This is a genomic window from Kitasatospora sp. NPDC017646, assembly GCF_044329365.1.
Lineage (GTDB): Bacteria > Actinomycetota > Actinomycetes > Streptomycetales > Streptomycetaceae > Kitasatospora.
Genome location: NZ_JBIRJC010000009.1, coordinates 204158 through 227175, shown reverse-complemented (window position 1 = coordinate 227175; position 23018 = coordinate 204158). Strand labels below are relative to the sequence as shown.

18 protein-coding genes are annotated in these 23018 nt (G+C 74.3%); 3 read left to right on the top strand and 15 right to left on the bottom strand.

Annotation, left to right across the window (positions count from 1 at the left end):
* Positions 1 to 44 precede the first annotated feature (44 nt).
* From asnB to ACH4J0_RS17175, 14 genes are all read right to left on the bottom strand, one after another.
* Positions 45 to 1964 (bottom strand): asparagine synthase (glutamine-hydrolyzing), encoded by a 1920-nt coding sequence (gene asnB / locus ACH4J0_RS17240; protein ID WP_396240854.1) that lies wholly within the window; start codon positions 1962 to 1964, stop codon positions 45 to 47.
* A 3-nt stretch (positions 1965 to 1967) separates the two neighbouring features.
* Positions 1968 to 3524 (bottom strand): Wzz/FepE/Etk N-terminal domain-containing protein, encoded by a 1557-nt coding sequence (locus ACH4J0_RS17235; protein WP_396240852.1) that lies wholly within the window; start codon positions 3522 to 3524, stop codon positions 1968 to 1970.
* Positions 3521 to 4906: a Wzz/FepE/Etk N-terminal domain-containing protein gene (locus ACH4J0_RS17230; RefSeq protein WP_396240850.1), complete on the bottom strand. Its 1386-nt coding sequence runs from the start codon at positions 4904 to 4906 to the stop codon at positions 3521 to 3523. The genes ACH4J0_RS17235 and ACH4J0_RS17230 overlap by 4 nt, the downstream gene beginning before the upstream one ends.
* The gene (locus ACH4J0_RS17225; RefSeq protein ID WP_396240848.1) at positions 4903 to 6138 is read right to left on the bottom strand and encodes a glycosyltransferase family 4 protein; all 1236 of its coding nucleotides are present in this window, start codon (positions 6136 to 6138) and stop codon (positions 4903 to 4905) included. Before ACH4J0_RS17225 ends, ACH4J0_RS17230 begins: the two co-directional genes overlap by 4 nt.
* Entirely contained in the window at positions 6128 to 7444 is a 1317-nt protein-coding gene (locus ACH4J0_RS17220) for a nucleotide sugar dehydrogenase (protein WP_396240846.1), read from the bottom strand. The genes ACH4J0_RS17225 and ACH4J0_RS17220 overlap by 11 nt, the downstream gene beginning before the upstream one ends.
* A 91-nt stretch (positions 7445 to 7535) precedes the next feature.
* Positions 7536 to 9032, bottom strand: coding sequence for a sugar transferase (locus tag ACH4J0_RS17215; protein WP_396240958.1), 1497 nt, complete (start codon positions 9030 to 9032; stop codon positions 7536 to 7538).
* Positions 9033 to 9619: 587 nt separating this feature from the next.
* Positions 9620 to 10318: an alpha/beta fold hydrolase gene (locus tag ACH4J0_RS17210; protein WP_396240844.1), complete on the bottom strand. Its 699-nt coding sequence runs from the start codon at positions 10316 to 10318 to the stop codon at positions 9620 to 9622.
* 325 nt (positions 10319 to 10643) lie between these two features.
* Positions 10644 to 11402: a class I SAM-dependent methyltransferase gene (locus ACH4J0_RS17205; RefSeq protein ID WP_396240842.1), complete on the bottom strand. Its 759-nt coding sequence runs from the start codon at positions 11400 to 11402 to the stop codon at positions 10644 to 10646.
* Positions 11403 to 11405: 3 nt separating this feature from the next.
* The gene (locus ACH4J0_RS17200; protein WP_396240840.1) at positions 11406 to 12179 is read right to left on the bottom strand and encodes an SDR family oxidoreductase; all 774 of its coding nucleotides are present in this window, start codon (positions 12177 to 12179) and stop codon (positions 11406 to 11408) included.
* 11 nt (positions 12180 to 12190) lie between these two features.
* Positions 12191 to 13060, bottom strand: coding sequence for a TauD/TfdA family dioxygenase (locus ACH4J0_RS17195; RefSeq protein ID WP_396240838.1), 870 nt, complete (start codon positions 13058 to 13060; stop codon positions 12191 to 12193).
* On the bottom strand, positions 13057 to 14328 hold the full coding sequence (locus ACH4J0_RS17190) for an aspartate aminotransferase family protein (protein WP_396240836.1): 1272 nt from the start codon (positions 14326 to 14328) through the stop codon (positions 13057 to 13059). Before ACH4J0_RS17190 ends, ACH4J0_RS17195 begins: the two co-directional genes overlap by 4 nt.
* A 73-nt stretch (positions 14329 to 14401) precedes the next feature.
* Complete coding sequence (locus ACH4J0_RS17185) at positions 14402 to 18628, bottom strand: AMP-binding protein (protein WP_396240834.1); 4227 nt, start codon at positions 18626 to 18628, stop codon at positions 14402 to 14404.
* Complete coding sequence (locus ACH4J0_RS17180) at positions 18625 to 19194, bottom strand: DUF6309 family protein (protein ID WP_396240832.1); 570 nt, start codon at positions 19192 to 19194, stop codon at positions 18625 to 18627. The genes ACH4J0_RS17185 and ACH4J0_RS17180 overlap by 4 nt, the downstream gene beginning before the upstream one ends.
* A 20-nt stretch (positions 19195 to 19214) precedes the next feature.
* Positions 19215 to 20012, bottom strand: coding sequence for a phytanoyl-CoA dioxygenase family protein (locus tag ACH4J0_RS17175; RefSeq protein ID WP_396240830.1), 798 nt, complete (start codon positions 20010 to 20012; stop codon positions 19215 to 19217).
* A gap of 413 nt (positions 20013 to 20425) precedes the next feature.
* Here ACH4J0_RS17175 and ACH4J0_RS17170 point away from each other — a divergent pair, with 413 nt between their 5' ends.
* From ACH4J0_RS17170 to ACH4J0_RS17160, 3 genes are all read left to right on the top strand, one after another.
* The gene (locus ACH4J0_RS17170) at positions 20426 to 21097 is read left to right on the top strand and encodes a TetR/AcrR family transcriptional regulator (protein ID WP_396240828.1); all 672 of its coding nucleotides are present in this window, start codon (positions 20426 to 20428) and stop codon (positions 21095 to 21097) included.
* A gap of 123 nt (positions 21098 to 21220) precedes the next feature.
* Positions 21221 to 21415, top strand: coding sequence for a DUF1918 domain-containing protein (locus ACH4J0_RS17165; RefSeq protein WP_396240826.1), 195 nt, complete (start codon positions 21221 to 21223; stop codon positions 21413 to 21415).
* 53 nt (positions 21416 to 21468) lie between these two features.
* Positions 21469 to 22209 (top strand): DedA family protein, encoded by a 741-nt coding sequence (locus ACH4J0_RS17160; protein WP_396240824.1) that lies wholly within the window; start codon positions 21469 to 21471, stop codon positions 22207 to 22209.
* Here ACH4J0_RS17160 and ACH4J0_RS17155 read toward each other — a convergent pair.
* Complete coding sequence (locus ACH4J0_RS17155) at positions 22206 to 22946, bottom strand: PIG-L deacetylase family protein (RefSeq protein WP_396240822.1); 741 nt, start codon at positions 22944 to 22946, stop codon at positions 22206 to 22208. The two genes, ACH4J0_RS17160 and ACH4J0_RS17155, sit on opposite strands and share 4 nt — an antisense overlap.
* Positions 22947 to 23018 lie beyond the last annotated feature (72 nt).

Below are 23018 nucleotides of genomic sequence, written 5' to 3'. Positions count from 1 at the left end.
GGAAGCCCCCTTGCTTCTAAGCCGTCGGATGAGCCCTGCGCCGTCTAGTGAGTGCCGTGGCCGGAGGTCGCGCCGCGGTACCAGTACTCGAGCGTCAGCACGTGCCACAGGTGCTTGGAGAAGTCCCGCCGCCCGGCGGCGTCCTCGGCGACGAGCCGCGCCAGCGCGTCGCGGCGCAGGAAGCCGGACCGCACCAGCGCGCCGTCGTCGATCACCTCGCGCACCAGCGGTGCCAGGTCCCGGCTCATCCAGGCGCGCAGCGGTGCGCTGAACAGGCCCTTGGGCCGGTACACGATCTCCCGGGGCAGGACCGAGGTGGCCGCCTCCTTGAGCACGGCCTTCCCCTGCCGTCCGACGATCTTGCGGTCGCCGGGGACGGTGAACGCGGCCCTGACCACCTCGACGTCCACGTACGGCACCCGCACCTCGGTGGACGCGGCCATGCTGGAGCGGTCGGTGTAGGCGAGGTTGAGGCCCGGCAGGAACATCCGGGCGTCGCCCAGGCACATGCGGTTGACGAAGTCGTCCAGGTCGTTGTCCCGGTAGACGTCCGCGTGCTCGGTCAGCACGTCCTCGACCGCCCCGGCCAGGTCCGGATCGACCAGGGCGAGCAGTTCGTCCCGGTCGTACATGGTGTAGCTGCGCCGGAACGCGGTCTCCTCCGGCAGGTCGGCGAAGGAGAGGAAGCGCTTGGCGAACCGCACGGAGCGGAATCCCCGGCTGGCGGTGGCGACCGGCAGCCGGTCCACGGCGGCGGACAGGCCGCGCCGCAGCGGCCGCGGGACGCGCTGGTAGCGCAGCGCGAGCCGGTTGGCCAGGTGCTTGCGGTAGCCGGCGAACAGCTCGTCGGCGCCCATCCCCGAGAGCAGCACCTTGACCCCGGCCTCCCGGGCGGCCGAGCAGATCAGGAAGGTGTTGATCGCGGCCGGGTCGCCGATCGGCTCGTCCAGGTGGTACGTCATCCGCGGCAGCAGGTCGAGCACGTCCGGGGCGATCTCGATCTCGTGCAGGTCGACGCCGAAGCGCTCGGCCACCCGCCGGGCGTAGCGCAGGTCGTCCGGCATCGCCTCGAACCTGGCGTCCTCGGCGCGGAAGCCGATGGTGTACGCGGAGATCCCGGGGTGGTCGCGGGCCGCCAGCGCGGTCACATAGCTGGAGTCCAGTCCGCCGGAGAGGAAGGTCGCCACCGGGACGTCGGAGAGCAGGTGACGCCGCGTCGAGTCCTCGACGACGGCGGCGAGATCCGGCAGTTCGCCGGCCCGGGCCCGCTCCCGGCCCTCGGCGGCGACCTCCCGCAGGTGCCAGTACCGGCCGCGCTCCACCCGGCCGTCGGGCCGGCAGCGCAGCCAGCTGCCCGGCGGCAGCTTCTCCGCCCCGCGGAACGCGCAGCGCGAGTCCGGCACCCAGTAGTAGAGCAGGGAGGCCACCAGCGCCGCGTGGTCCACCTCCAGGGACCCGCCGGTGGCTGCGGCCAGCGCCTTGAGCTCGGAGGCGAACACCAGGCCCTCGCCGCGCCGGAGCAGGAAGAGCGGCTTGATGCCGAGCTGGTCGCGGGCGAGCACCAGCTCACCGGTGCGCTCGTCGAAGATCCCGAACGCGAACATGCCGCGCAGCCGGGGCAGGCAGTCCGTGCCCCAGCGCCGCCAGGCCTCCAGCAGCACCTCGGTGTCGGAGGTGCCGCGGAAGCGCACCCCGGCGGCCGTCAGTTCGGCACGCAGCTCGGGCGCGTTGTACAGCTCGCCGTTGTAGGTGAGGACCAGGCCGTCCGAGGCCATCGGCTGGGCGCCGGTCCCGGACAGGTCGATGACGGCCAGCCGGCGGTGCCCCAGGTGCACGTCGCCGTCGCCGAGGGGGTGGCTGTACCGGCCAGCTCCGTCCGGGCCCCGGTGGGCGAGGGTGTCGGTGAGCAGGTCGGTCACGGCCTTCCCGTCCGGCCACCGGTACGTTCCCGCGATACCGCACATGTCCTACCTCGCCTCCTGGTCGTCGTCCGGGACCGGTGCGGTCCACCTCGGTCGTCGTTGCGTCCGTTCGGTCCGTTCCGTCCGTTCCGTCCGCCGCCGGCCCGCCCGGTTCTGCCGGGCCGGCGGCCCGTCCCGGTCGCGCAGCGCGGTGTGCGGGCCGTCCCAGAGGGTGCCGTCGGTCCGGTCGCGCGGATCGGGGTCGATCAGCACCACCCCGAGCACCGGGATGCACTGGTCCGCGAGCCGGCGCGCCACGGTGTGCAGCCAGGCGGCGCTGACGTGCCCTGCGCGCACCACGAGGACGGTCCGGGTGCCGAGGTGGCTCAGGTCGGTCCAGGTCGTGCCGGGCGCCACCGAGCCGACGCCGAGCCGGCGTTGCCCGGGCGGCAGGGCCGCGGCCCGCTCGCCGTCGACCACGGTCGGGTCCCCCGGTTCCGGGCGGCGCCCGGCGAGCCGGGAGCCGGGCAGACCGTCGACGACGACCACCGGCCCCTCCCCGGCCAGTGCCCCGGCGAGGTCCAGGGCGATCGCGCCGGTGCTCTGCGCGCAGCCCAGTTCCAGCAGCGAGACCGCCTCGGCGGAGCCGCCCAGGGTGCGGGCCAGGGTGGTGGTGAGCCTGGTCCGTGCCGCCCGGGTCCGCCGGAGCTGCCAGCGGCCGGCCGGGCGGCGGGGCACCCGGCGCAGCTCCGCGATGACGGAGGCGCCGAGGTTCGCCGCGATCTCTCGGCGCAGCACGGGGCGGTCCGCCACCACCGCGCCGACGGCGGCCCCCGCGATGCCGAGGACGAGCCCGAGGACGAGCCCGATCGCGGCGTCGGTGGCTGCGGTCTTCGGCAGGGACTGCCGCACCGCGCGCGGGGCGTCCACGATCCGGGTGCCGGCGACGAGCCGGGGCGTGCCGACCTGCGCCTCTGCGGCGCGCTGACCGAAGTCGGTGATGCGGGACGTGAGTTCGGCCCGTTCGGCATAGAGCGACTCCAGGTTCGTGGACGCGTTCGGCCCGGTCTGCTTCGAGGCGTCGCCGATCGACTGGTTCACCTGCGCGAGTTGGTCGCGCATCCGGTCGCGCTGGTCGAGCAGGGCCTTGGCCTCGGCGTCCGCGGCGTCCTTGATCCGCTTCACGTGGTCCGCCACGAAGGCGTCGGCCAGGGCCTCGGCCCGGGCCACCGCTTCCGTGCCGCTGCGGCCCGTCACGGTGATCTGGAGCAGGTTGTTGGTCAGGCCGGTGCCGCCGTAGTCCCGCATGAAGTCCTCCGGTTTCTCCGGGGATCCGAGGGCCCTCAGGGCCTGGTCGGCGATCCCGGTGGTCTGGAGCAGGGCGACGTCGGTGCGGATCAGCGTTCCGGGGTCGTTCGGCTGGTCCGCCTGGTGCGCGACCAGCACCTTGGTCACCGCGGTCGGCGGCGGCGGCCGCAGGAGCGCCGCGGCCGCGCCGAGCAGCAGCCCGAGCAGCGCCAGGGAGCACCAGAGGCGGCGGCGCCTGCGGACGGCGACCACCAGAGCCTGGAGGTCCAGCAGTGGCGCGGCGGCCGACGGCTCCGACGCCGTACTCGTCGTCACCCCGGACCTCTCCCCGCGTCATCGCCGACCGCGAGCACCGGCCCGACGGCCGCGGCGGCCGGCTCGTGTCCGTCCGGGTGGCGGCCGGCCGGACGCACCGGACGGTCCCGCACCGGGCCGGCGACGACGATGCCGACGACCTCGTGCCCGGCGTCGGCGCACGCCCCGGCGATCCCGGCGAGTTGCTCCGCGGTCCAGTTGCCCGCGCTGAGCACGACCAGGGCACCGGACTCGCCTTCGCCGTCCGGCACCAGCGGCCGGTCCACCGGTACGCCCACCACCCGCAGCCGCGGATCGTCCCCCGCCTCGGCGGCGAGCTGCCCGGCGGCCCGGCGGGCCGTCTCGTCGCCGTCCGGGACGAGCACCAACAGCCGCCGGACCTGCGGAAGCCGGTCCCGGAGGCGGGAGCACACCCGCCGGTGGCGCAGCTTCCGGCTCGCCTCGTCGCCGGAGGCCTGCGGGGTCGGCAGGTCCCACCGGACGTCGAGGCCCAGCAGCCGGCGGATCACGGCCCGCGGGCCGCGCCCATGCGGCCGGTGCGCGCTCCGCCCGCAGGGGACGTCGACGGTGCCGAGCAGCGCCGAGCCGAGCGCCGCGGCGATCTCCGCTCCGGTGCGCAGCCGGCGGCTCATCCGGGCCGCGGTGAGGTGGCCGACGACCGTGAGCAGGAAGAACAACAGCGCCCCGGCGGCGATGAGTTGGGCCCTCGTCGGCGGCGCCTCGCCGGACGGCCGGGGCGCCGATCCCATGACGACCATGTTGGCCTTGTTGGCGGCCGGGTCGGCCTGGTCCAGCTTCTTGATGGCGTCCTGGAGCGTGGTGCGCAGCTTCTCCAGTTCGGTGCGGGTCTGCACGCTCTCCACGGTCCGCCCCGGATCGGCCGACGCGGCCAGGTCGGTGATGCGGCGGCTGGCCTGCACCACCAGCTGCCGCAGCGCCTCGGGCTGCGCCGCCTCGGGGTCGGCGCTGTCGCCCGCGATCCGCCCGGCGAAGGTGACGAACTGCTGGGCCACCTGGTCGGAGAGCTGCTGGGCGCGCTCCGGGGTGTCGGCCGTGCCGGAGATCTTGATGATGTTGCCGTCCGTGGCCGTGGCGCTCACCCGGTCCCGCAGCGCGCCGCCGCTGACCCCGGTCCAGCCGAGCGTGGCGGCCGCGCGGTCGACCACCACCGAACTGGTCGCGATCTCCGCCTGGGTCAGCAGTTCGCGGTCCTGCCACACCCCGGGCAGCAGGACCGATGCCGACGCCGTGTAGCTCGGCGGGAACAGCAGCGAGCTGCTGTAGCCGACGAGCGCACCCAGCGCGGCGAGGACGGCGAGCAGCCGCCAGCGCCGACGCAGGATCCGGCCGATCGTGACCAGGCGTATCGTGTCGTCGCTCAACGGCGCGGCCTCGGGCGGCAGGCTGCGGCGTAGGCCGCGAGCAGCGAGCGCTGGGAGTTCCGCCAGGCGAGCGGCCCGTTGATCCGCTCCTGCCCCAGCTTGCCCATCCAGGCCCGCTTCTCCGGGTCGTCCATCAGCTCCGCGATGAGCCGGGCGAAGCCGCCCTCGTCGTTGGCGGGCGCGTAGACGGCGGCGTCACCGGCGGAGACCCGCGCCTCCCGGAGGTCGAAGGAGACGATGGGCCGGCCCATCACCATGTACTCCAGGACCTTGTTCATGGTCGACACGTCGTTGAGCGGGTTGCGCGGGTCCGGGGACAGGCACACGTCCGCGGTGGACAGGTAGCGCACCAGGTCGGCGTCGGGCACGCGCCCGGTGAACTGCACCTGGTCGGAGAGCCCGAGCCGCCGGGACAGGTCCACCATCGCCTCGAAGGTGTCGCCGCCGCCCACGAACACCGCGTGCCAGTCGCTGCGCCCGAGTTCCTCGCGCAGCTTCGCCAGGGCCCGCAGGGCGTAGTCGACGCCGTCCTGTGGGCCCATGACGCCGAGGTAGCACAGCAGGTGGGGCTTGCCGCGCTTCAGCTCCGGCTCCGGCGGCACCGGCCGGAACCGCTCGGTGTCGGGCGCGCTGCGCACCACGAAGACGTCCTCGGGGCGCCGGCCGCCCCGGCTGAGCGCGACCTCCCGGTAGCTCTCGTTGGTGGCGAGCACGACGTCCGCGGCCCGGTAGGTCCACCGTTCCAGCGCGCACACGGCGCGGTGGAGCAGGTCCTCGCCGCGGTCGAACCGGGAGAGGTACAGCTCGGGCACCAGGTCGTGCTGGTCGAACACGAACCGCGCGCCGCGCCGCTTCAGCCACAGGGCCGGCAGGAACAGCAGGTCGGGCGGGTTGCAGGCGTGGACCACGTCGACCGGGCCGACCCTGCGGGCCAGCCGGGCGGTGTGCCACAGCGCCGATCCGTACTCCTGGAGGTAGCCGGCCGGCCCCCCGGTGGCGGCGCGCAGCGGGTAGCGGTGGATCCGCACCCCGTCGATCACCGCCTCCGGCTCGGTGTCCCGCTTGCTCCCCCGCGGACAGATGACGTCGACCGTCCAGCCCGCGTCGCGCAGCGTCGTGCACTCCTGCCACACCCGCCGGTCGAACGGCACGGACAGGTTCTCCACCAGGATCAGCGCGCGACGGGTCCGCCCGCCGCCGCCCGTGTCGTCGAACGATGTGTCACCAAGCAAGGCCCGTGTACCCCGGTTCGGCCCGGCGCGCGTCGGCGTCGGGAAGGTGGACGAGATCGACGACCGCCGGGCCGCCGCCGTGGGGCAGGGCCGACAGCACGGCCGGGTCCCTGGTCCCGACCACGCACACCTCGGCATGGTCGAGCACCTCACCGACGGACTCCGCGAGAAGCTGCGCGAGGTGCGGTAGCCGGGTCTCGATGTACTCGCGGTTGGCGCCGAGCAGCCGGGAGAGGTTGACGTTGGGGTCGTAGATCCGCAGGTCGTAGCCCTTGCCGAAGAGCCGCTCGGCCAGTTCGACGAGCGGGCTCTCGCGGAGGTCGTCGGTGCCGGGTTTGAAGGACAGGCCGAACAGGCCCACCCGGCGCCTGCCGGTGCGCTCGACCAGCTCGATCGCGCGCTGCAGGTGGTCGGAGTTGGAGGGCAGCACATGGGAGAGGATGGGCACCGAGACGTCGGCGCGCTGCGCCGCGTGGACCAGGCTGCGCAGGTCCTTGGGCAGGCAGGAGCCGCCGAAGGCGAAGCCGGGCCGCAGGTAGGCGGGGCTGATGTTCAGCTTGCGGTCGGCGAGGAAGACGTCCATCACCTGGTGGGAGTCGACCCCGAGCGCCTGGCAGACCGCGCCCAGCTCGTTCGCGAAGCCGATCTTGAGACCGTGGAACGCGTTGTCCGCGTACTTGATCGCCTCGGCCGTCGGGACCGGCACCCGGAACACCTCGCCGGGCAGTCCCTCGTACAGCGCCGCGACCACGTCGCCGCTGGCCGGGTCGAGTTCGCCGATGACGGTCTTGGGCGGGTCGAAGAAGTCCCGCACGCTGGTGCCCTCGCGCAGGAACTCCGGGTTGACCGCGACCCCGAAGTCCGCGCCGGCGGTGCCGCCGACATGCTTCTCCAGGATCGGCACCAGCAGGTTCAGGCAGGTGCCCGGGAGCATGGTGCTGCGGAACACGACGGTGTGCCGCCCGCCCCGCTCGGCCACCGCGGCACCGACCTGCTCGGCGACCCGCTCCAGGTAGGTGGTGCACAGGCTGCCGTTGGGCTCCGACGGCGTGCCCACGCAGACGAGTGACACCTCGCTGCCCGTCACCGCCTCGCGGACGTCACCGGTGGCGCGCAGCGCTCCGGTCCGCACGACCTCGGCGACGAGCTCGCCGATCCGCTCCTCCACCACCGGGGCCTTGCCCTCGTTGACCAGGTCGACCTTCACCTGGTTGACGTCCACCCCGATGACCTCGTGGCCCAGACTGGCCAGGCACGCGGCCGACACGCAGCCCACGTAGCCGAGCCCCAGGACGCTGATCCTCATGACCCGTTCCTCCCCTCGGGCAGGCCCTCTCGGCCGGCCGTCCGCGCGCCGATCGGACGACGACGCCCCCCGCCCGTCAGTCCCCCGCCCATCAGTAGGCCCCTTGTCCCTGGAGCACCGCACGCAGCGTCTTCCACAAGATCACCGCGTCCAGGGCGAGCGACCAGTCCTCCACGTACCGCAGGTCCAGCCGGACCGCCTCCTCCCACGGCAGGTCGCTGCGCCCGCTGATCTGCCACAGGCCGGTGAGCCCGGGTTTGACGAGCAGTCGCCGCCGGATGTCCGGGCCGTACGCGGCGGACTCCTCCGGCAGCGGGGGCCGCGGCCCGACCAGCGACATCGAGCCGGTGAGCACGTTCAGCAGCTGCGGGAGCTCGTCCAGCGAGTACCGGCGCAGCACCCCTCCGACCCGGGTCACCCTGGGATCCCGGCGGAGCTTGAACAGCAGGCCGGCGCCCTCGTTGCGGTCGGCCAGCCCGGCCCGGGCCCGGTCGGCCCCGGCGACCATGGTGCGGAACTTGACCAGGGTGAACTGGCGGCCGTCCTTGCCGACCCGGTGCTGCCGGTAGAACACCCCGCCCCGGCTGTCCGCCAGCACGAGCAGTCCGACGGCCACCATCAGCGGCGCGAACAGCACCAGCAGGACGGCGGCGCCCAGCCGGTCGACGACCGCCTTGACCGCCCGCGGGCCGCCGGTGAAGGCCGGCATGCTGACCCGCAGCATCGGGATGCCGAGCACCGCGTCGACGTGCAGGCGCGGGCCGGCCACCTCCATCAGCACGGGGGCCACGACCATCTCGGCGTCGCCGCCCTCCAGGTTCCAGGCCAGCCGCTGGAGCCGGTCCGGGGACCAGTACGGGTCCGGGGTGACCGCGACGACGCGGTAGCCGTCGCGGCGGACGTGGTTGGCGACGTCCGTCAGCCGGCCGACGACCGGCACCCCGTCCAGCCGGTCACCGCCCGGGCCGAGGGCGTAGGGCGTGCACACCGCCTCCACCCGCCAGCCGAGGTGCGGGAACCTGCGGGTCCGGGTGATCAGGTCGCGCACGGTGGCCGGGCTCCCGGCGGCGAGCACCGGGCGCAGGCACCGTCCCTGGTTGCGTTGCTTGTGGAGCCACAGACGCAGCAGGTAGCGCTCGGTCATGGTGACGAGCGTGATCGCCGGAATCGCGGCGAAGATCCAGAGCTTGATGTTGTGCGAGGTGAGGGCGATCCCGCCGAGCGCCAGGACGACGGCCGCCGTGAACAGCGAGCGTCCGAGCCGGCGGAACTCCTCGGCGCCCTCGCCGAGCACGGCCGGAGCCCACGAACGGGTCGTCGCCAGCGCGCCGAGCACCAGCAGTTCGGTGCCGAAGGCGAGGATTCCCCATTTCTCGTGCCAGTTGGCGGCGTCCCGGACCCCGAAGAAGCCGCCGATCGCCGCTGCCACGAAGGCGGTGGCCACGGTATCGCTGATGATCACAGTACGGCGGTACTGCTGCTCCCAGTCGATCTCGGGCCGGCTGAATTCCCCGTTCCCCGGGCGCCGCGGCGCCGGCGGAAACGGGCCGGCTAATTCCCCCTCCTCCTGCTCGACAGCCCCGTCCAGGTCGCCAGTGGGTTCGACGTGCTCGCTCCACACGGTTCCTCCCGCTGGGAGGCCCACGCCTCCCGCACCTGTTCGTTCCTCCCCCCGGAAGGCTCCGCCTCCCGTGCCGCGCCGTTCCTGGCTCCGGGAGGCCCCGCCTCCCGCGCATGGCAAATCCGGCCACTGTCGCGCTACTTGAACATCCCGCTCGGGCGCGGGCACACTCGAAAGCCCTGCCGGAGGACGCACCTACTGACCGTCCGCAGCACCGGACCGGTAGGCCATGGCTTTCCCGCCTCGCGTCCAACCGGGCGAAGTGGGAATCAATCTAGAGCATCGGGGCCACCCAAAGAGGGGGATATGTGAAACACATGCGCGACATTTGAAGCAGGATCCACCAAACGATCACAGTCGGGGGCGGGTTCGAGGGTCCCGCCGGGCCACGTGACCTGTGACGACGGGGCCGCGGAGGCCTCCGAGGTCCCGGCCGGACCGCGGCTGCCAGCTGAACGGGAGAAGTCCCGCGCCGATGTTCCCCTGCGGCACACCGGCGGCTGAACAGCACACCGGCCCCGGTGGCACCGCCCCGCAACGGCGCCACCGGTCCGCTACTCCCCCGCGGCGTCGAGCAGGATCCGGGCCAGCTCCTGCGGGCGGGAGAACATCGGCCAGTGGCCGGTGTCCAGTTCGACCAGCCGCCAGTGCTCGCCGGCCAGCAGCTCGGCCACCTCCTCGTCGGGCCCGGCGTCGGGGAGGAGGCACGCGAGGTAGGTGGTGGGCAGGTCTCCGAGGGAGCCGGTCAGGACGGCGGGTTCGGTGAGGGTGGCGCCCGGGTGCGGGGTCGCGCCGGCGACGATGCGGGCGATCTGCTCGTCGTTGAGCCCGTGGCCGGTGAAGTGTTCGGGCTCCGCGCAGGGCCACCAGCCGCCGTTCTCGGCGATCGCCGTCTTCAGCGCCGTGCCGCCGTCCGGCCAGCCGGCGGCGAAGGACTCGCCGTCGGCCGGCACGCTCGCGTCGACGAGAACCAGGCGGGCCAGCCGGTCGCCGATCCGCTGGGCAGCCTGGCCGACGGGGACGCCCGCATAACTGTGGCCGACCAGCACGACCTCGTGCAGGTCCCGCTGCTCGACCTCGGTCACGACGTCCTCGACGTGGGTCTGCTGTCCGGCCGGGACGCCCCGCTTCTCCGCGAGCCCGGACAACGTCAGCGGATGGACGCCGTGCCCGGCCGCACGCAGGTGCGGGACGACGTCCTCCCAGGCCCAGGCCCCGAGCCGGGCACCGGCCACCAGTACGAAGTTCACCATCCACGTACCCTAGGGCGCGTCTGACGGCCATCGCCCCCCATATTCCGCGGCCGGACCGCCGGGAGGCCCGGCCCTGTCCCTGCTCCCTCCCGTGGAACTCCTCGCTCCGCCGCCGGGTTCGCGACCGTCCGGGCCAGGGAGGTTGCCGAAGCCGCGCCGCGAGGTCGGGTCCGGCCCGCCGACCGGTCGGTCGCGGACGGCGTCGACCTCGACCTCGGACCGGCCGTCGGGTGCGGCTCGGGCGGCTCATGTCGGGTACCCGTACGGCCCGTCGCGGACGTGCTCGCCCCGGCCGTTCCGCTTCCGGCGAATCCGCCGGAGCCCCTCAGTCGCTCCGCTCCCGGTGCCGCCACCGGACCGGGTCGACGGTTACCGCGCCGGGCCGGCCGGCGCGGTGGGCGGCGGGCGCCGGGGCCCGGTAGCCGTCACAGGTGAGCACCAGCATCTCGTCGCCCCCCGGCTGGAACTCGTACGCCACCCGCTCCACCCGGCTCCCGAGCCCGGCCCCCGCCAGGTCCTCGCGCAGCCGCTCCAGGCCCCGGTCGCGCTCGCCGGTGTCGTACACCACCAGCGGGAAGAGCCGGACCTCCCGTCGGGCGACCCGGGCGAGCTCCAGGAGCGCGGCCCGCTGGAACTCCTCGCCCAGCCGGTTGCCGTAGGAGAAGACCAGGTGCGAGCTGAGCACCAGGTCGAAGGAGCGGTCGGTGAAGGGGAGTTCGGGCAGCGACCCGGCCACGTAGCGCTCCGGGCGGGCGGCGATGTCGGCGCGGAACAGCCGGGAGCTGGCGGTCCACTGCCGGATCATGTCGTCCGCGTCGGCGTACCAGGACCGGGTGAAGTCCGCCGTCTCCCGCGTCAGCAGCTCGCGCTTGAAGCTGCTCTCCCGCTCGACCAGCAGGCCCAACTCCTCGCGGTGCACGGCGTATTCGCGGTCGACGGCGACCGCGTCGATGCCCCGCTGCCCGGCTTCGGCGACGAAGCTCGCCGCGCCGGCCGGACAGTCCAGGACGCGCTGGTCGAGGTCGCGGTCGGTGAGCGCGAACATCGCGCGGTACTCGGCGAAGGAGCGGGCGCTGACCAGCACGGCTCATCCCCTCCCGACGAACGGCATGGTGGTCGGCAGCACCACCAGCGACTGGATGCTGGTGTCCGGCGGTTGGGAGACCATCAGCAGCAGGGCCTCGGTGAAGCGCTCCACCGGAATGGTCGCCTCCACCGCCATCGTCCCGTCGGCCTGCATCGCGGGCGGCTGCGGGCCGCCGTCCGGCGGGGCGACGTTGCCGACGTCGATCTGCCCGCAGGAGATGCCGTACGGGCGGCCGTCCAGCGCGAGCACCTTGGTGAGGCCGAGGACGGCGTGCTTGGCGGCGGTGTAGGCGAGGGAGTGGGGGCGCGGCACGTGCGCGGAGGGCGCGCCGTTGTTGATGATCCGGCCGCCCCGGGGGGTCTGGGTGCTCATCAGCCGGAAGGCCTCCCGCGCGCACAGGAAGCTGCCGGTGGCGATGGTGTCCAGGACGCGGTTCCAGTCGCCGAAGGGCGTTTCGGTGATCGGGCGGCGCGGGGCGGCGGCGCCCGCGTTGTTGAACAACAGGTCGAGCCGGCCGTACCGGTCGCGGACGGCGTCGAACAGCCGGGCGACCTCCTCGGGGCTGCGGATGTCGGTCGGCACGGCCAGCACCCGTTCCGGGTCGGCCCCCGCGAGCGCGGCCGTCTCCTCCAGCGCGTCCTTGCGGCGCCCGGCCAGCACCACCGTCCAGCCGGCGTCCAGCAGGGCCAGGGCGGAGGCCCGGCCGAGGCCGCTGCCGCCGCCGGTGACCAGTGCGACCTTGCCGTGCGGCTGGGTCACGGCAGGTCGGGTCACGGCAGGTTGGGTCACGGCGCCCATGTCTCCCCCTCGTTGAGCCAGATCCGCAGCATCCGCCGGGCGTACGGGCCGGGCTCGTCCACGTAGGCCGAACGCCCGTGCAGCACCCTGCTGTTGCGGATGATCAGCAGGTCCCCGGCGGCCATCGGCAGTCCGAAGGCGATCTCCGGCCGGTACAGCACCTCGTCCAGCACGCCCAGCGCCTCCCACTGACGGTCGGTCAGCTCCGGGCCGCCCCGGTCCGGCGAGGAGCGGACGGTGCGGGTCTGGTAGTAGCAGCCGATCGTCCCGTCCTTCCTCGGGTACAGGATGGGCGTGACGACCAGCTGCGGGCCCGCCCGGCCGGTCCGGTCGAAGGTCCAGTCCTGGCAGAGGGTGGCCAGCGCGTCCGGGCGCTCCTGGCCGATCAGGTCGTGGACGTGCCGGGCGCTCGCCAGCTTGGTCAATCCGCCGCCGTCGTAGGCGGGCTGGAGACAGAGCAGGACGAGCAGGTCGCACGTGTCGCAGTGGAACCCGAGTTCGGTGTTGCCGTCGCCGTCCTGGTCGCGCAGCACCGAGGTGAGGTCGCCGCGCCCGTTCTGCGGCACGATCCGGCCGTGGTCCCGCAGCAGGAAGGACAGCACCTCGGTGATCTCCTGCTCCGGCTGCGCCGGGTCGACCAGGTTGGCGACGTGGGTGAGCCCGACCGAGTCGAGGCTCTCGCGGGTGAAGGACCACAGCCGCGCACGCACCGGCTCGCCCGCGGCCCAGCGCCCGGCCCGGGCGTCGGCCCAGAGCAGCCGCCGCTCCTCGTCGCTCAGCGGAAGCGACCACAGCTGCCGCCTGGCCTCCAACTCCAGGCTGCTCCAGCCGATCTCGGTCACGGTGTGCTCGTTCACAGCGCCTCCTCCGGCCGCGCCCCGTCCGCGACGGCCTTGGACCAGAGCGCCAGCGCCTCGTCGACCTGCGCGGCCGTGACGACCAGCGCGGGGACCATCCGGACCACGTTGAGGTGGATCCCGCAGGTCAGGAGCAGCAGGCCGAGGACGGCCGCCGCCTGCTGGACCCGCCGGGCCGCGTCCGGGTCCGGCGAGCCGTCCGGTCGGCAGAACTCGCTGGCCGCCATCAGGCCGAGGCCCCGGACGTCGCCGATGCCGGGTGCCCCGGCGGCGACCACGCGCAGGCCGTCCAGCAGTCGCGCGCCCTGCTCGGCGGCGTTCTCGACCAGCCGCTCCTCGCTCAGCACGTCCAGGGTGGCCAGCGCGGCGGCGCAGGCCACCGGGTTCCCCCCGTAGGTGCCGCCCTGCGAGCCGGGCCAGGCGCGCTTCATCAGCTCGGTCGGTGCGGCGATGGCGGACAGCGGGAAGCCGCTGGCCAGCCCCTTCGCGGTGATCAGCACGTCGGGAAGTACCCCGGGCTCGTGCTGGTGGGCCCAGAACCGGCCGGTGCGGCCGAAGCCGGTCTGCACCTCGTCCACCACCAGCAGGATGCCGTGCCGGTCGGCGCGCTCGCGCAGCCCGGCGAGGAACCCGGGCGGGGCGGGGACGTAGCCGCCCTCGCCGAGCACGGGTTCGACGAACATGGCAGCCGTCTCGGCGGGCGCGGAGACGGTGGCCAGCACCTCGTCCAGCCCGCGCAGGGCGTGCGCGACCGCCTCCTCCTCCGACAGTCCGAGGCGGAAGGCGGCGGGGAACGGCGCCACCGCGACCCCGGGCACCAGCGGGCCGATGCCCGCCCGGAAGCGGGTCCCGGCGGTGGTCAGCGAGGCCGCGCCCATGGTGCGGCCGTGGAAGGAGCCCTCGAAGACGATCACGTTCTGCCGCCCGGTGGCGTGCCGGGCCAGCCGCAGGGCCGCCTCCACCGCCTCCGTCCCGGCGGTGGCGTAGAACAGCGAGTCCAGGCCGGGCGGCAGGACGTCGCCCAACCGCTCGGTCAGGGAGAGGAGTTGGTCGTGCAGGACGGTGGTGTACTGGCCGTGGAGCAGCCGGCCGGCCTGTGCACGGACGGCCTCGACCACCTTCGGGTGGCAGTGGCCGGTGCTGGTCACCCCCACGCCGGAGGTGAAGTCGAGGTAGCGGCGGCCGTCGGCGTCGTAGAGGTGGAGGCCTTCGCCGCGCACGGCGACGACGGGGGTGGCCTGCTTCAGCACTGGGGAGAGCTGGGACAAGGGAAGCTGCCTTCTCTCAGGGGCCTGTCGGATCGGGGCTGTCGGGCAGGGCTGTTGCATCGGGGCTGTCGGGTCACGGTCGGCGGAGCGGGTCGGCGGGCGGCAGGTAGCCGGCCTCGGCGGCCCGGTCGAGCGCGGCCGACCACCACTGCGGGGTCGGCGCGGTGAAGCGGACGCCCAGCCGGTCCAGCACGGCGGTGGTGTAGCCGCTGTCCACCCGGACGTTGCGCTCCTCCTGCTGGGCCCAGGCGGCGGCCAGCCGGGCGGCCGTCGGGTGCTGCCGCTCGGCGCGGGCGATGGCGGCGGCGAAGGTCCTGTCGTCGGTGAGCCGGACGGGGTGGCCCGACGCCGCGAGCCAGTCGACGAGTTCGTCGTGCGGCGTGGTGTACGGGGTCTCGACGTGGTAGGCCCCGGGCGCGGCGTACGGGTCGAGGGCGATCGCGGCGATCCCGGCGGCCACCGTGTCCACGTGCGAGAACGCGAAGGCGGTGTCCGGCCGGCTGGGGGCGGCGCCGGCCAGCAGGTAGCCGCGGACGAGCTGGTAGATCCGGTTGTCGCCGATGTTGGTCTGGAAGGCGCCGGTGCGGCTGTGCGCGGCGATGTGGCCGCTGCGGTACAGGTAGGCGGCGTGCCCGGTGGCCGCCCAGGCGCGGACGGCCTGCTCGGCCCGGTACTTGCTGTGCTCGTACGGGGTGCGGAAGTGCTGGCCGATCCACAGGTCGGCCTCGCTGAAGCGGCGCGGCGGCCCGTCCACGCCGCCGGACACGGCCAGCGTGGAGACGTGGTGCAGCCGGGCGTGCGGAGTGTGCTCGTCGACCCAGCCGAGCAGGCGGCGCACCGCCGTGTGGTTGGTGCGTTCCAGCTCGTCCGGTGAGGCGACCAGCCGGACGTCCGCCGCCGCGTGGACCAGGAGCCTGGCCTCCCGGGCCAGTTCCAGCCCGTCCGGGGAGAGGCCGAGGCCGTCCCGTTCGAGGTCCCCGGCGATGACCCGGGCGCGCAGGCCGGCCAGGCGCCGTACGGCTTCGGCGTCGTCGGCGGCCCGCACCAGGCAGGTGACCACGGCGCCGCGCCGCCGGAAGGCGTCCAGCAGGTGCCGTCCGAGGTAGCCGGTGGCGCCGGTGAGCAGCACCCGGGCGGGCTCGCGCACGCTCGCCCGGGCGGTGGGCGCCACCCGGGCGTGCAGCAGCTGCCCGGAGGTGGACAGCGGCGAGCGCCGCGGCCGGGCGGCCGCCGGTCCGGCGATGGCCGTGGCGAACCCCCGGAGGAGCCGCTCGGCGGCGTGGTGCGCCACCGCGGGCCACCCGTACACCAGGTCGGTGACCAACCGCTGCTCCACCACCCGTGCGGTGAGGCGCAGTTGGTACAGCGGGTCGCCCCCGGCGCAGCGGGCCACCCCGGCCTGCTCGTCGGCGACGGTCCAGTCGAGCGCGGAGTCCTCGGGCAGTCGGAAGGTGCCGAGGAAGTTGAACCCGACGTCGGGCTGCCCACTGGTGCCGCCCGCCGCGTCCATCGGCCGTACGGGCGCCTCGCGCAGCAGCCGCGCCGTCTCCTCCGGGCCCGCGGACGGGTCCAGTTCGATGTGCTTGACGGCGGTGAACCAGCCGACGGTGTCCAGGAATTCGCCCGGATCACCGGCGGTGTCCCGCCCATGGGTCTCGACCTCCACGGCGAGCCGGGGTTCGCCGCGCCACTGGGCGACGGCTCCGGCGAAGGCGTCCAGCAGAACGGCCTCCAGTCCGGCCCCGCCTCCGTACCGGCCGACCAGCCGGGCGGTCGCTTCGGCGTCCAAGGCCCAACTGAGCGCGCCCGGTAGGGCGGTCGTGGCGGGGTCGGCGGAAGCGGCCCGCGGAGGGGCCGGCGGAGCGGCCGCGGCCCAGCGGTAGAAGTCCGCCGTCGGTGGCAGGTCGGACGGCTTGCGGTCCACTGCGGAGCGGTAGGCGTGGGCGAGGTCCTCCAGCAGGATCCGCCAGGACAGCCCGTCGACCACCAGGTGGTGGGCGATCAGCGCGAGCCGGTCGTCGGTGCCGGGCGGTCCGGTGAACAGGTGGGCGCGCAGCAGTCGTCCGGCCAGCGGGTCGAGGCTGCGGTGGAGTTCGGTGCAGACCCCGGCGACGGTGTCGGCGATCGCGCCCGCCGCGCGCGGGATGCGGGAGTGGGAGACCGGATCGAGGTCGGCCACCGCCCGGGCTTCGCCGTAGCCGTCCGGGCGGAGGGGGCGGCGCAGTGCCGGGTGGCGTTCCAGGACGGCCGCGACCGCCGCCGAGAGCGCGGCCGGGTCGACGGCGGCGCGACAGCGCAGCAGCACCGACTGGTTCCAGTGCCGCGGCTCCCGGAGGGACCGCTGCCGGTACAACCAGCGCTGGGCGGGTGCGAGTTGCCCACCTCCTGAAGCGTCGCCCCGCCGGGGGGCCGGGACGGCCGGGGCCACCGGTACCGCCACCGCGGCCAGCGCGGCCGCCGTGGGGTGCCGGTAGAAGTCCTCGTAGGCGACCCGCAGTCCGGAGCGCCGCAGGAGGGCGATGGTGCGCATGGCGAGGATGGAGTCCCCGCCGAGGCCGATGACGTCCGCCCGGGTTCCGATGCCGGGCAGACCGAGCGCCCCGGCCCAGAACCGGGCGATCTCCCCGGCCAGATCGCCCCCGGCCGGATCGCCCAGCGCGGGGCCCGCCTGTGACGACCCGCCGTCGGCCGAGCCGCCGTCGGCCGAACCGGCCTCGATCGGGCCGGACGGCCCGTCCGACTCCGCACGGGCCTCCACCAGACGGGCCACCAGCTCGCCCAGCCGGGCCCGGTCCAGCTTGCCGTTCGGCCCGACCGGGAACTCCGGCAACACCAGGATCGGCTGCGGCACCGAATAGCCGGGCAGCCGGTCGCGCAGGTACTCCGCCAGTCCCCCCACCTCGGCGCTGGGATCCAGCAGCCGCACAGCGCCCAGCAGTTGGTGACCGACGGCGGTCTCCCGCAGCAGCGCCGCGGAGCCCGCCACGCCCGGATACCCGTCCATGGCCCGCTCGACCTCGGCGAGGTCGACCCGGTACCCCCGGACCTTCACCTGGCGGTCCACCCGGCCGAGGAAGACCAGGTTCCCGTCCGCCCGCCGACGGCACAGATCACCCGTCCGGTAGGTCCGCCGGCCGTCGTGCCGGACGAAGCCCCGGGCGGTCTCCTCGGGCCGCCCGAAGTACCCGGCGCTGACACCCCGCCCGCCGATCAGCAACTCCCCCACCGCACCGTCGGCCACCGGCCGCCCCGCGCCGTCCACCACGCTGAGCAGCACCTCGCCGATCCCGGTGCCGATCGGTACGGTCGGTTCCCGGAGGGGCAGTTGACCGGCGCTGGTGGCCAGGAAGCAGGTCGCGCCGACGGTGGTCTCGGTCGGTCCGTAGTGGTTGACCAGCCGCTCGGTGACGCCGTCGTCGAGCAGGGCGGCGGCGAGCGGGCGCGGCAGGGCCTCGCCCCCGAGCAGCAGGGTGCGCAGCGGCGGAGTGCCGGCCGGGCGGCCCTCCAGCAGGGCGGTCAGGTGCGAGGGGGTGGTCTTCAGGGTGTCGACCCCGGCGCGGCGCAGGGTGGCCCAGAAGGCCGTGGGGTCGCGCACCTCGCGGTCGGGCACGAGGTGCACCGAGCCGCCGGTGGCCAGGGCGAGCAGCCAGGCGGTGTGACCGAGGTCGGCGGCGAGGGTGGTGACGTGCGCCGTCCGGGGGGCGTCGGCCTCGGTGAGTCCGAGCCGGGCGGCCAGCGAGCGCGCGTAGTGCACGGCGTTGGCGTGGGTGACGGCCACCGCCTTGGGTTCGCCGCTGGAGCCGGAGGTGAAGGAGAGGTACGCCGGGTCGCCGCCGGCGGGCTCGCCGCCCTGCCAGTCGGGGCCGCCCGCCAGGACGTCCACCACGTCCGCGCTGAACCCGCCGAGCCCGCCGAACGCGCCGGCTCCGCCGAGCCGGTCCTCGGTGGCCAGCACCCGCCCGACCCGGACGGCCGCCAGCCGCCGGGCGAGGTCGGCCGCGGACCAGTCGGGATCGGTCAGCACGGCGGCCGCGCCGCAGCGCAGCACCCCGTGCAGCAGCACCAGCATCCGGGCGTCCCGGGGGCCGAGCAGGGCGACCCGGTCGCCGCGTCCGGTGCCGTCGGCGGCCAGTCGGGCGGCGATCCGCCCGGCGGCGGCGTCCAGGGTGCGGTGGTCGAGACTGCGGACGCCGTCGGCGACGGCGGGGCGGTCGGGATGGGCCCGCGCGAGCTGCGCCAGCAGGGCGGTGAGCGAATCGGTGGCGGAGGTGGACCGGACGTGCCGCGTCGCGGAGGTCACGCCGACTCGGCCCCCGTCCGTGCCGTCCCGCCCGGTCGGGCGAGCACCCGGGGGTCGCCCGCCAGGTACCCGTCCAGCTCGACACCTTCGGGTAGGCGCCCGGCCAACTCCCAGGCCACCATGCGGTGCAGGCCGTCGATGTGGATCAGTCCGGCCCGCACCGCCAGGTCCGCGTAGTCGGGGTGGTCGACCGGCGCGGTGCAGAGGAAGAGCGGCGTGAACGGCGCCCGGCGCAGCAGGTGGAGCTTCTCCGCGCAGACCGGGTTGGTCGCCGTCCAGGCCGCGCCGACGGAGCGGACGCGCTCGGCCGCCCGGGCGACGGTCAGTCCGGTGCGCGGGACGAGTTCGAGCCCGCCGCCCTCGCTGAGGTGCCAGGGCAGGACGACGCCGAGGACGTCGGCCCGGGTGAGCCGGACCCGCCACCAGCCGCCGGCGATCTTGTCGGCGCGTTCCAGGTTCTCCTCGCCGTACACGTTGGTGTTCGCCTCGTGGGCCCGTTCCACCGGGTGGTCCCGCAGGTAGGCGTCGTGGACCTCGGAGTAGGCGACGGCGGTGACGATCTCCACGGCAGTGCTCCTCAGGCGCGTCAGACGGTTCCGGTGAACTCGGTGAAGTGGTGTTCCGCGAACAGTTCGGGCCACTGGCCGTCGGCCAGGTCCAGTTCGCGCGCCCGGGCGAGCATCTGCCTCCAGTACGGCTTCACCGGGCGCCAGCGCGCTCCCACCTGGCAGTACGAGGCGTCGATGAAGTAGCGGGGGCGGCCCGGCCCCTCGGGTGCCGGTCTGCGGGTGTGGAACAGCGCCGAGTTGAGCAGCACGGTGGTACCGGGCGGCAGCCGGTCGATGACCACCTCGCCGGGCAGCTGCGCGGTGCCGTGGTGGGCGTAGGCGTTCTTGCCGGCGGTGGTGCGGTGCGAGCCGGGCAGCACGGCCAGGCTGCCGACCTTCTGGTCCAGACCCCCGAGGTAGTGCAGCGCGTGGACCATCAGCAGCGACGGACCGGAGCCGTCGTGGGACTCGCAGTCGTGGTGCCAGGGCTTTCCGGGGATGCCCGGGGACTGGCGGTCGCTGTGCAGGTGGTGGAAGACGAAGGACGGGCCGATCAGCCCGGCGAGCGCCCGCAGCAGCGGCGGGTGGGCGAGCAGTTCGCCGTGGGCGGGGAGCTCCAGTTCCAGCACCGGCGGCGGCCCGTGCCGGTCGGGGTCGGTGCAGGCGGCGATCGAGCGGGCCCGCAGGCCCTCGTCCACCCAGCGGTCCACCTCGGGGACGAGGCGTTCGCGCAGTGCCTCGGGCAGCAGCCCGGGCAGGACCAGGTACCCGGACTCCAGGAACTGACGGCGGTGCTCGGTGTCGAGGGCCTCACGCCCAGCGGAGTGCGCGGTCACCGAACCGACCCCCTCCGTCCGTTCGACGGGACGCACAACGGGACGCACAGCGGGACGCACGACGGGGCACACAACGGGACGCGGTACGGGAAAGGAGGCACACGGGTCCGTCCAGACTTCGGGTGGCGGCGGTGAAGCCCGTCGTCGCCACAGACAGCTGAGTTCGCGTTCGGGGCCGCGAGCGGGTCGCGATCGCCACGAAGAGGCATGCGTCAACCACGCAAGGTGATCCGCCCCAGGAGTATGAACCCGCCATCGCGTCCACGACAAGACCAAAGCCAACCCGTGGACGCCTTCCCGCCACCGTGCCGTTCAGCTCCGGCCACCACTCGATTCCCGGCCCACCGGAAACTCGTGCCCTCCCCCGCCCCGGTGATTCGCCGTCGGAACAGCCGATGCGGCAGAGTTACGACATGAGCGTCGACGCCCGGAGTCACCAGCCCAGCCCCGGACCGACCCGGCGGCGGCCGGTCCAGCAGCGCAGCCAGGAGCGGTACGGCCGCATCCTGGACGCCTGCGCCGGGCTGCTGGACGAGGTCGGGGCCACCGCGCTCACCACCAAGGAGGTCGCCCAGCGCGCCCAGGTGCCGATCGGCACCCTGTACCAGTTCTTCGCCGGCAAGGAGGACCTGCTGGCCGCGCTCGCCACCCGCAACCTCGACCTCTACCTCCAGCGCCTGGACGCCCGGCTGGCCGAGTGCGCCCCGCTCGGCCCGGCCGGCTTCACCGACCTCGCGGTGGAGGAGTTCGTCGCGATGAAGCGCGCGGTGCCCGGCTTCGGCCAGGTGGACTTCGGGCTCGCCGGTACGGCCGTGCCCTCCGGGGTGCGGGACGAGACGCACCTGCTGGACTCGGGCGTGGACAACAACACCGCCGTCGCCCTGCGACTGCAGGCGCTCGGCGGCGAGCTGTTCGAGGCGGGCGACCCGGCGGCCACCACGCTCGCCCTTCGGGTCGCCCTGGAAGCGGCCGACGCCGTGCTCAAGCTGGCCTTCCGGGGGGACCCGCAGGGCGATCCGGCGCTGATCGCCGAGTGCAAGCGGCTGGTCCGCGGTTACCTCGCGCAACAACCGCCCACCGGCTGAGTCCGGCCACCGTGCGCCCGGCGCGTCCCGCCCGCCCGAGCCGTTGCGGGCCCGGCGCCGCAGCAGCAGAGTGGATAGCGGAACGGCCGTAGAGGCGGCCGCCGCGATCCTAGGAGCACGATCATGCACGCATCGGTAGGTGACCAGCTCCACATCCACAGCAGGTCGGTGGGGATGGTGGACCAGAAGGGCGAGATCGTCGAGGTGCGCGGCACCAACGGCGAGCCGCCGTACGTCGTCCGCTTCGAGGACGGTCACGAAGGCCTGATATACCCCGGTCCCGACTGCAACATCGAACGCCGCCAGGTGGAATTCTGACGGACTCCCCCGCCACCCCGCGCCTGCCGAGCACTGCGAGGTGGTGAGGAGCGGTGACCTCACCCCCGCCCCCGCTGCCCGGGGCGCTCGCCGGGCTCGCGCCACTGCTGGACCACTACGGCTACCTCGCGGTGGCGCTGCTCGTGCTGCTGGACAACTGCGGCGTCCCGGTGCCCGGGCAGACCATCCTGGTGCTCGCCTCGGTGTACGCCGGCACCGGCCACCTGGACTTCGCCGCCGTCCTGCTGATCGCGACCGCCGCCGCCACCCTCGGCAACAGCATCGGTTACCTGATCGGCCACACCGGCGGGCGCGCGTTCGTCCACCGCTGGGGCCGGTACGTGCTGCTCACCCCGGCCCGGATGGAACGCGCGGACGGCTTCTTCGCCCGGCACGGCGGCAAGGTGGTCGTCGTCGCCCGGTTCGTGGACGGACTGCGGCAGTACAACGGCATCATCGCCGGCACCACCGAAATGCCCTGGCGCCGCTTCGCGCCCTTCAACCTGCTCGGCGCCGCGCTGTGGACGGCCGTCTGGGGCACCTTCGGGTACGTCGCCGGGGCCAACATCGGGACGGTGTACCGGACGGCGATCCGCTACCAGCTGTGGTTCGCGATCGGGCTCGGGCTGCTGGTCGCCGCGTTCCTGGTGCGGCAGGCGCTGCGCTACCGGCGCCGGCGCCGCGAGGGCACCGGCGCCTCCGACGGATCCGAGTCCTCCGAGTCGTCCTGGGGATCCGAGGCCTCCGGGTCCACCGGGTCCACCGGGTCCCCGGAACCGTCCGAGGACGACTAGCGCAGCGGGAACACCTCGAACGGCACCGCGAAGCGCGTCCCCAGCCGGGTGCCCGCACCCCGGCCGAAGCCCTCCAGGAACTCCCGGGCGTCCGCCATCGCCCCGCCCAGGCCGGCCAGGTACGCCTTGTGCTCCTCCAGCGAGGCGACGCCCAGGTCGAAGGTGTCGGTGGTGTCCACCGCGTGCCGGGCCTCCGGGGAGGACGCCGCCCAGATCTGCCGGACGCCGTTCCAGGGCTCGTGGCCCTCCTCCAGCAGCTCGCCGAAGACCCAGCGGTTCCCGGCGTCGCGCACGCCGTCCAGGGTGGCCCGGCCGACGGCGATGTGGTCGGCCTGGTTGAGGAGCACCCCGCCGTAGGTCTCCCGGAAGTTGCTGGTGATCACGATGTCCGGACGGTGCCGGCGCACCACCCGGGCGATGTCGCGGCGCAGCGGCAGCCCGTACTCGACCACGCCGTCCGGGTAGCCGAGGAACTCGACGGTCTCCACCCCGACGACGCGGGCCGAGGCGATCTGCTCGGCCTCGCGCAGCGGTCGGCACTCCTGCGGGTGCATCGAGTCGATCCCGGCCTCGCCGCTGGTGACCATCACGTAGATCACCGTCTTGCCCTGGGCGGTCCAGCGGGCGACGGCCGCCGCGCCGCCGTACTCCATGTCGTCGGGGTGGGCGACGATCGCCACCGCGGTCCGCCAGTCCTCGTCGACGGGCTCGAAGGGCTCGGGGGCCTGCTCGGTCATGCTGCTCTCTTCCCTCTCGCACACGGTCGCACGCTCCTGCCGCAGGCGACTCTAGAAGACCGTCGTTTTCCA

What these genes read in the sequence shown, in the direction of transcription:
- ACH4J0_RS17155 (WP_396240822.1), bottom strand. Translation starts at nt 22,946, where the DNA reads ATGACCGAGCAGGCCCCCGAGCCCTTCGAGCCCGTCGACGAGGACTGG.
- ACH4J0_RS17165 (WP_396240826.1), top strand. Translation starts at nt 21,221, where the DNA reads ATGCACGCATCGGTAGGTGACCAGCTCCACATCCACAGCAGGTCGGTG.
- ACH4J0_RS17210 (WP_396240844.1), bottom strand. Translation starts at nt 10,318, where the DNA reads ATGGTGAACTTCGTACTGGTGGCCGGTGCCCGGCTCGGGGCCTGGGCC.
- ACH4J0_RS17220 (WP_396240846.1), bottom strand. Translation starts at nt 7,444, where the DNA reads ATGAGGATCAGCGTCCTGGGGCTCGGCTACGTGGGCTGCGTGTCGGCC.
- asnB (WP_396240854.1), bottom strand. Translation starts at nt 1,964, where the DNA reads ATGTGCGGTATCGCGGGAACGTACCGGTGGCCGGACGGGAAGGCCGTG.
- ACH4J0_RS17170 (WP_396240828.1), top strand. Translation starts at nt 20,426, where the DNA reads ATGAGCGTCGACGCCCGGAGTCACCAGCCCAGCCCCGGACCGACCCGG.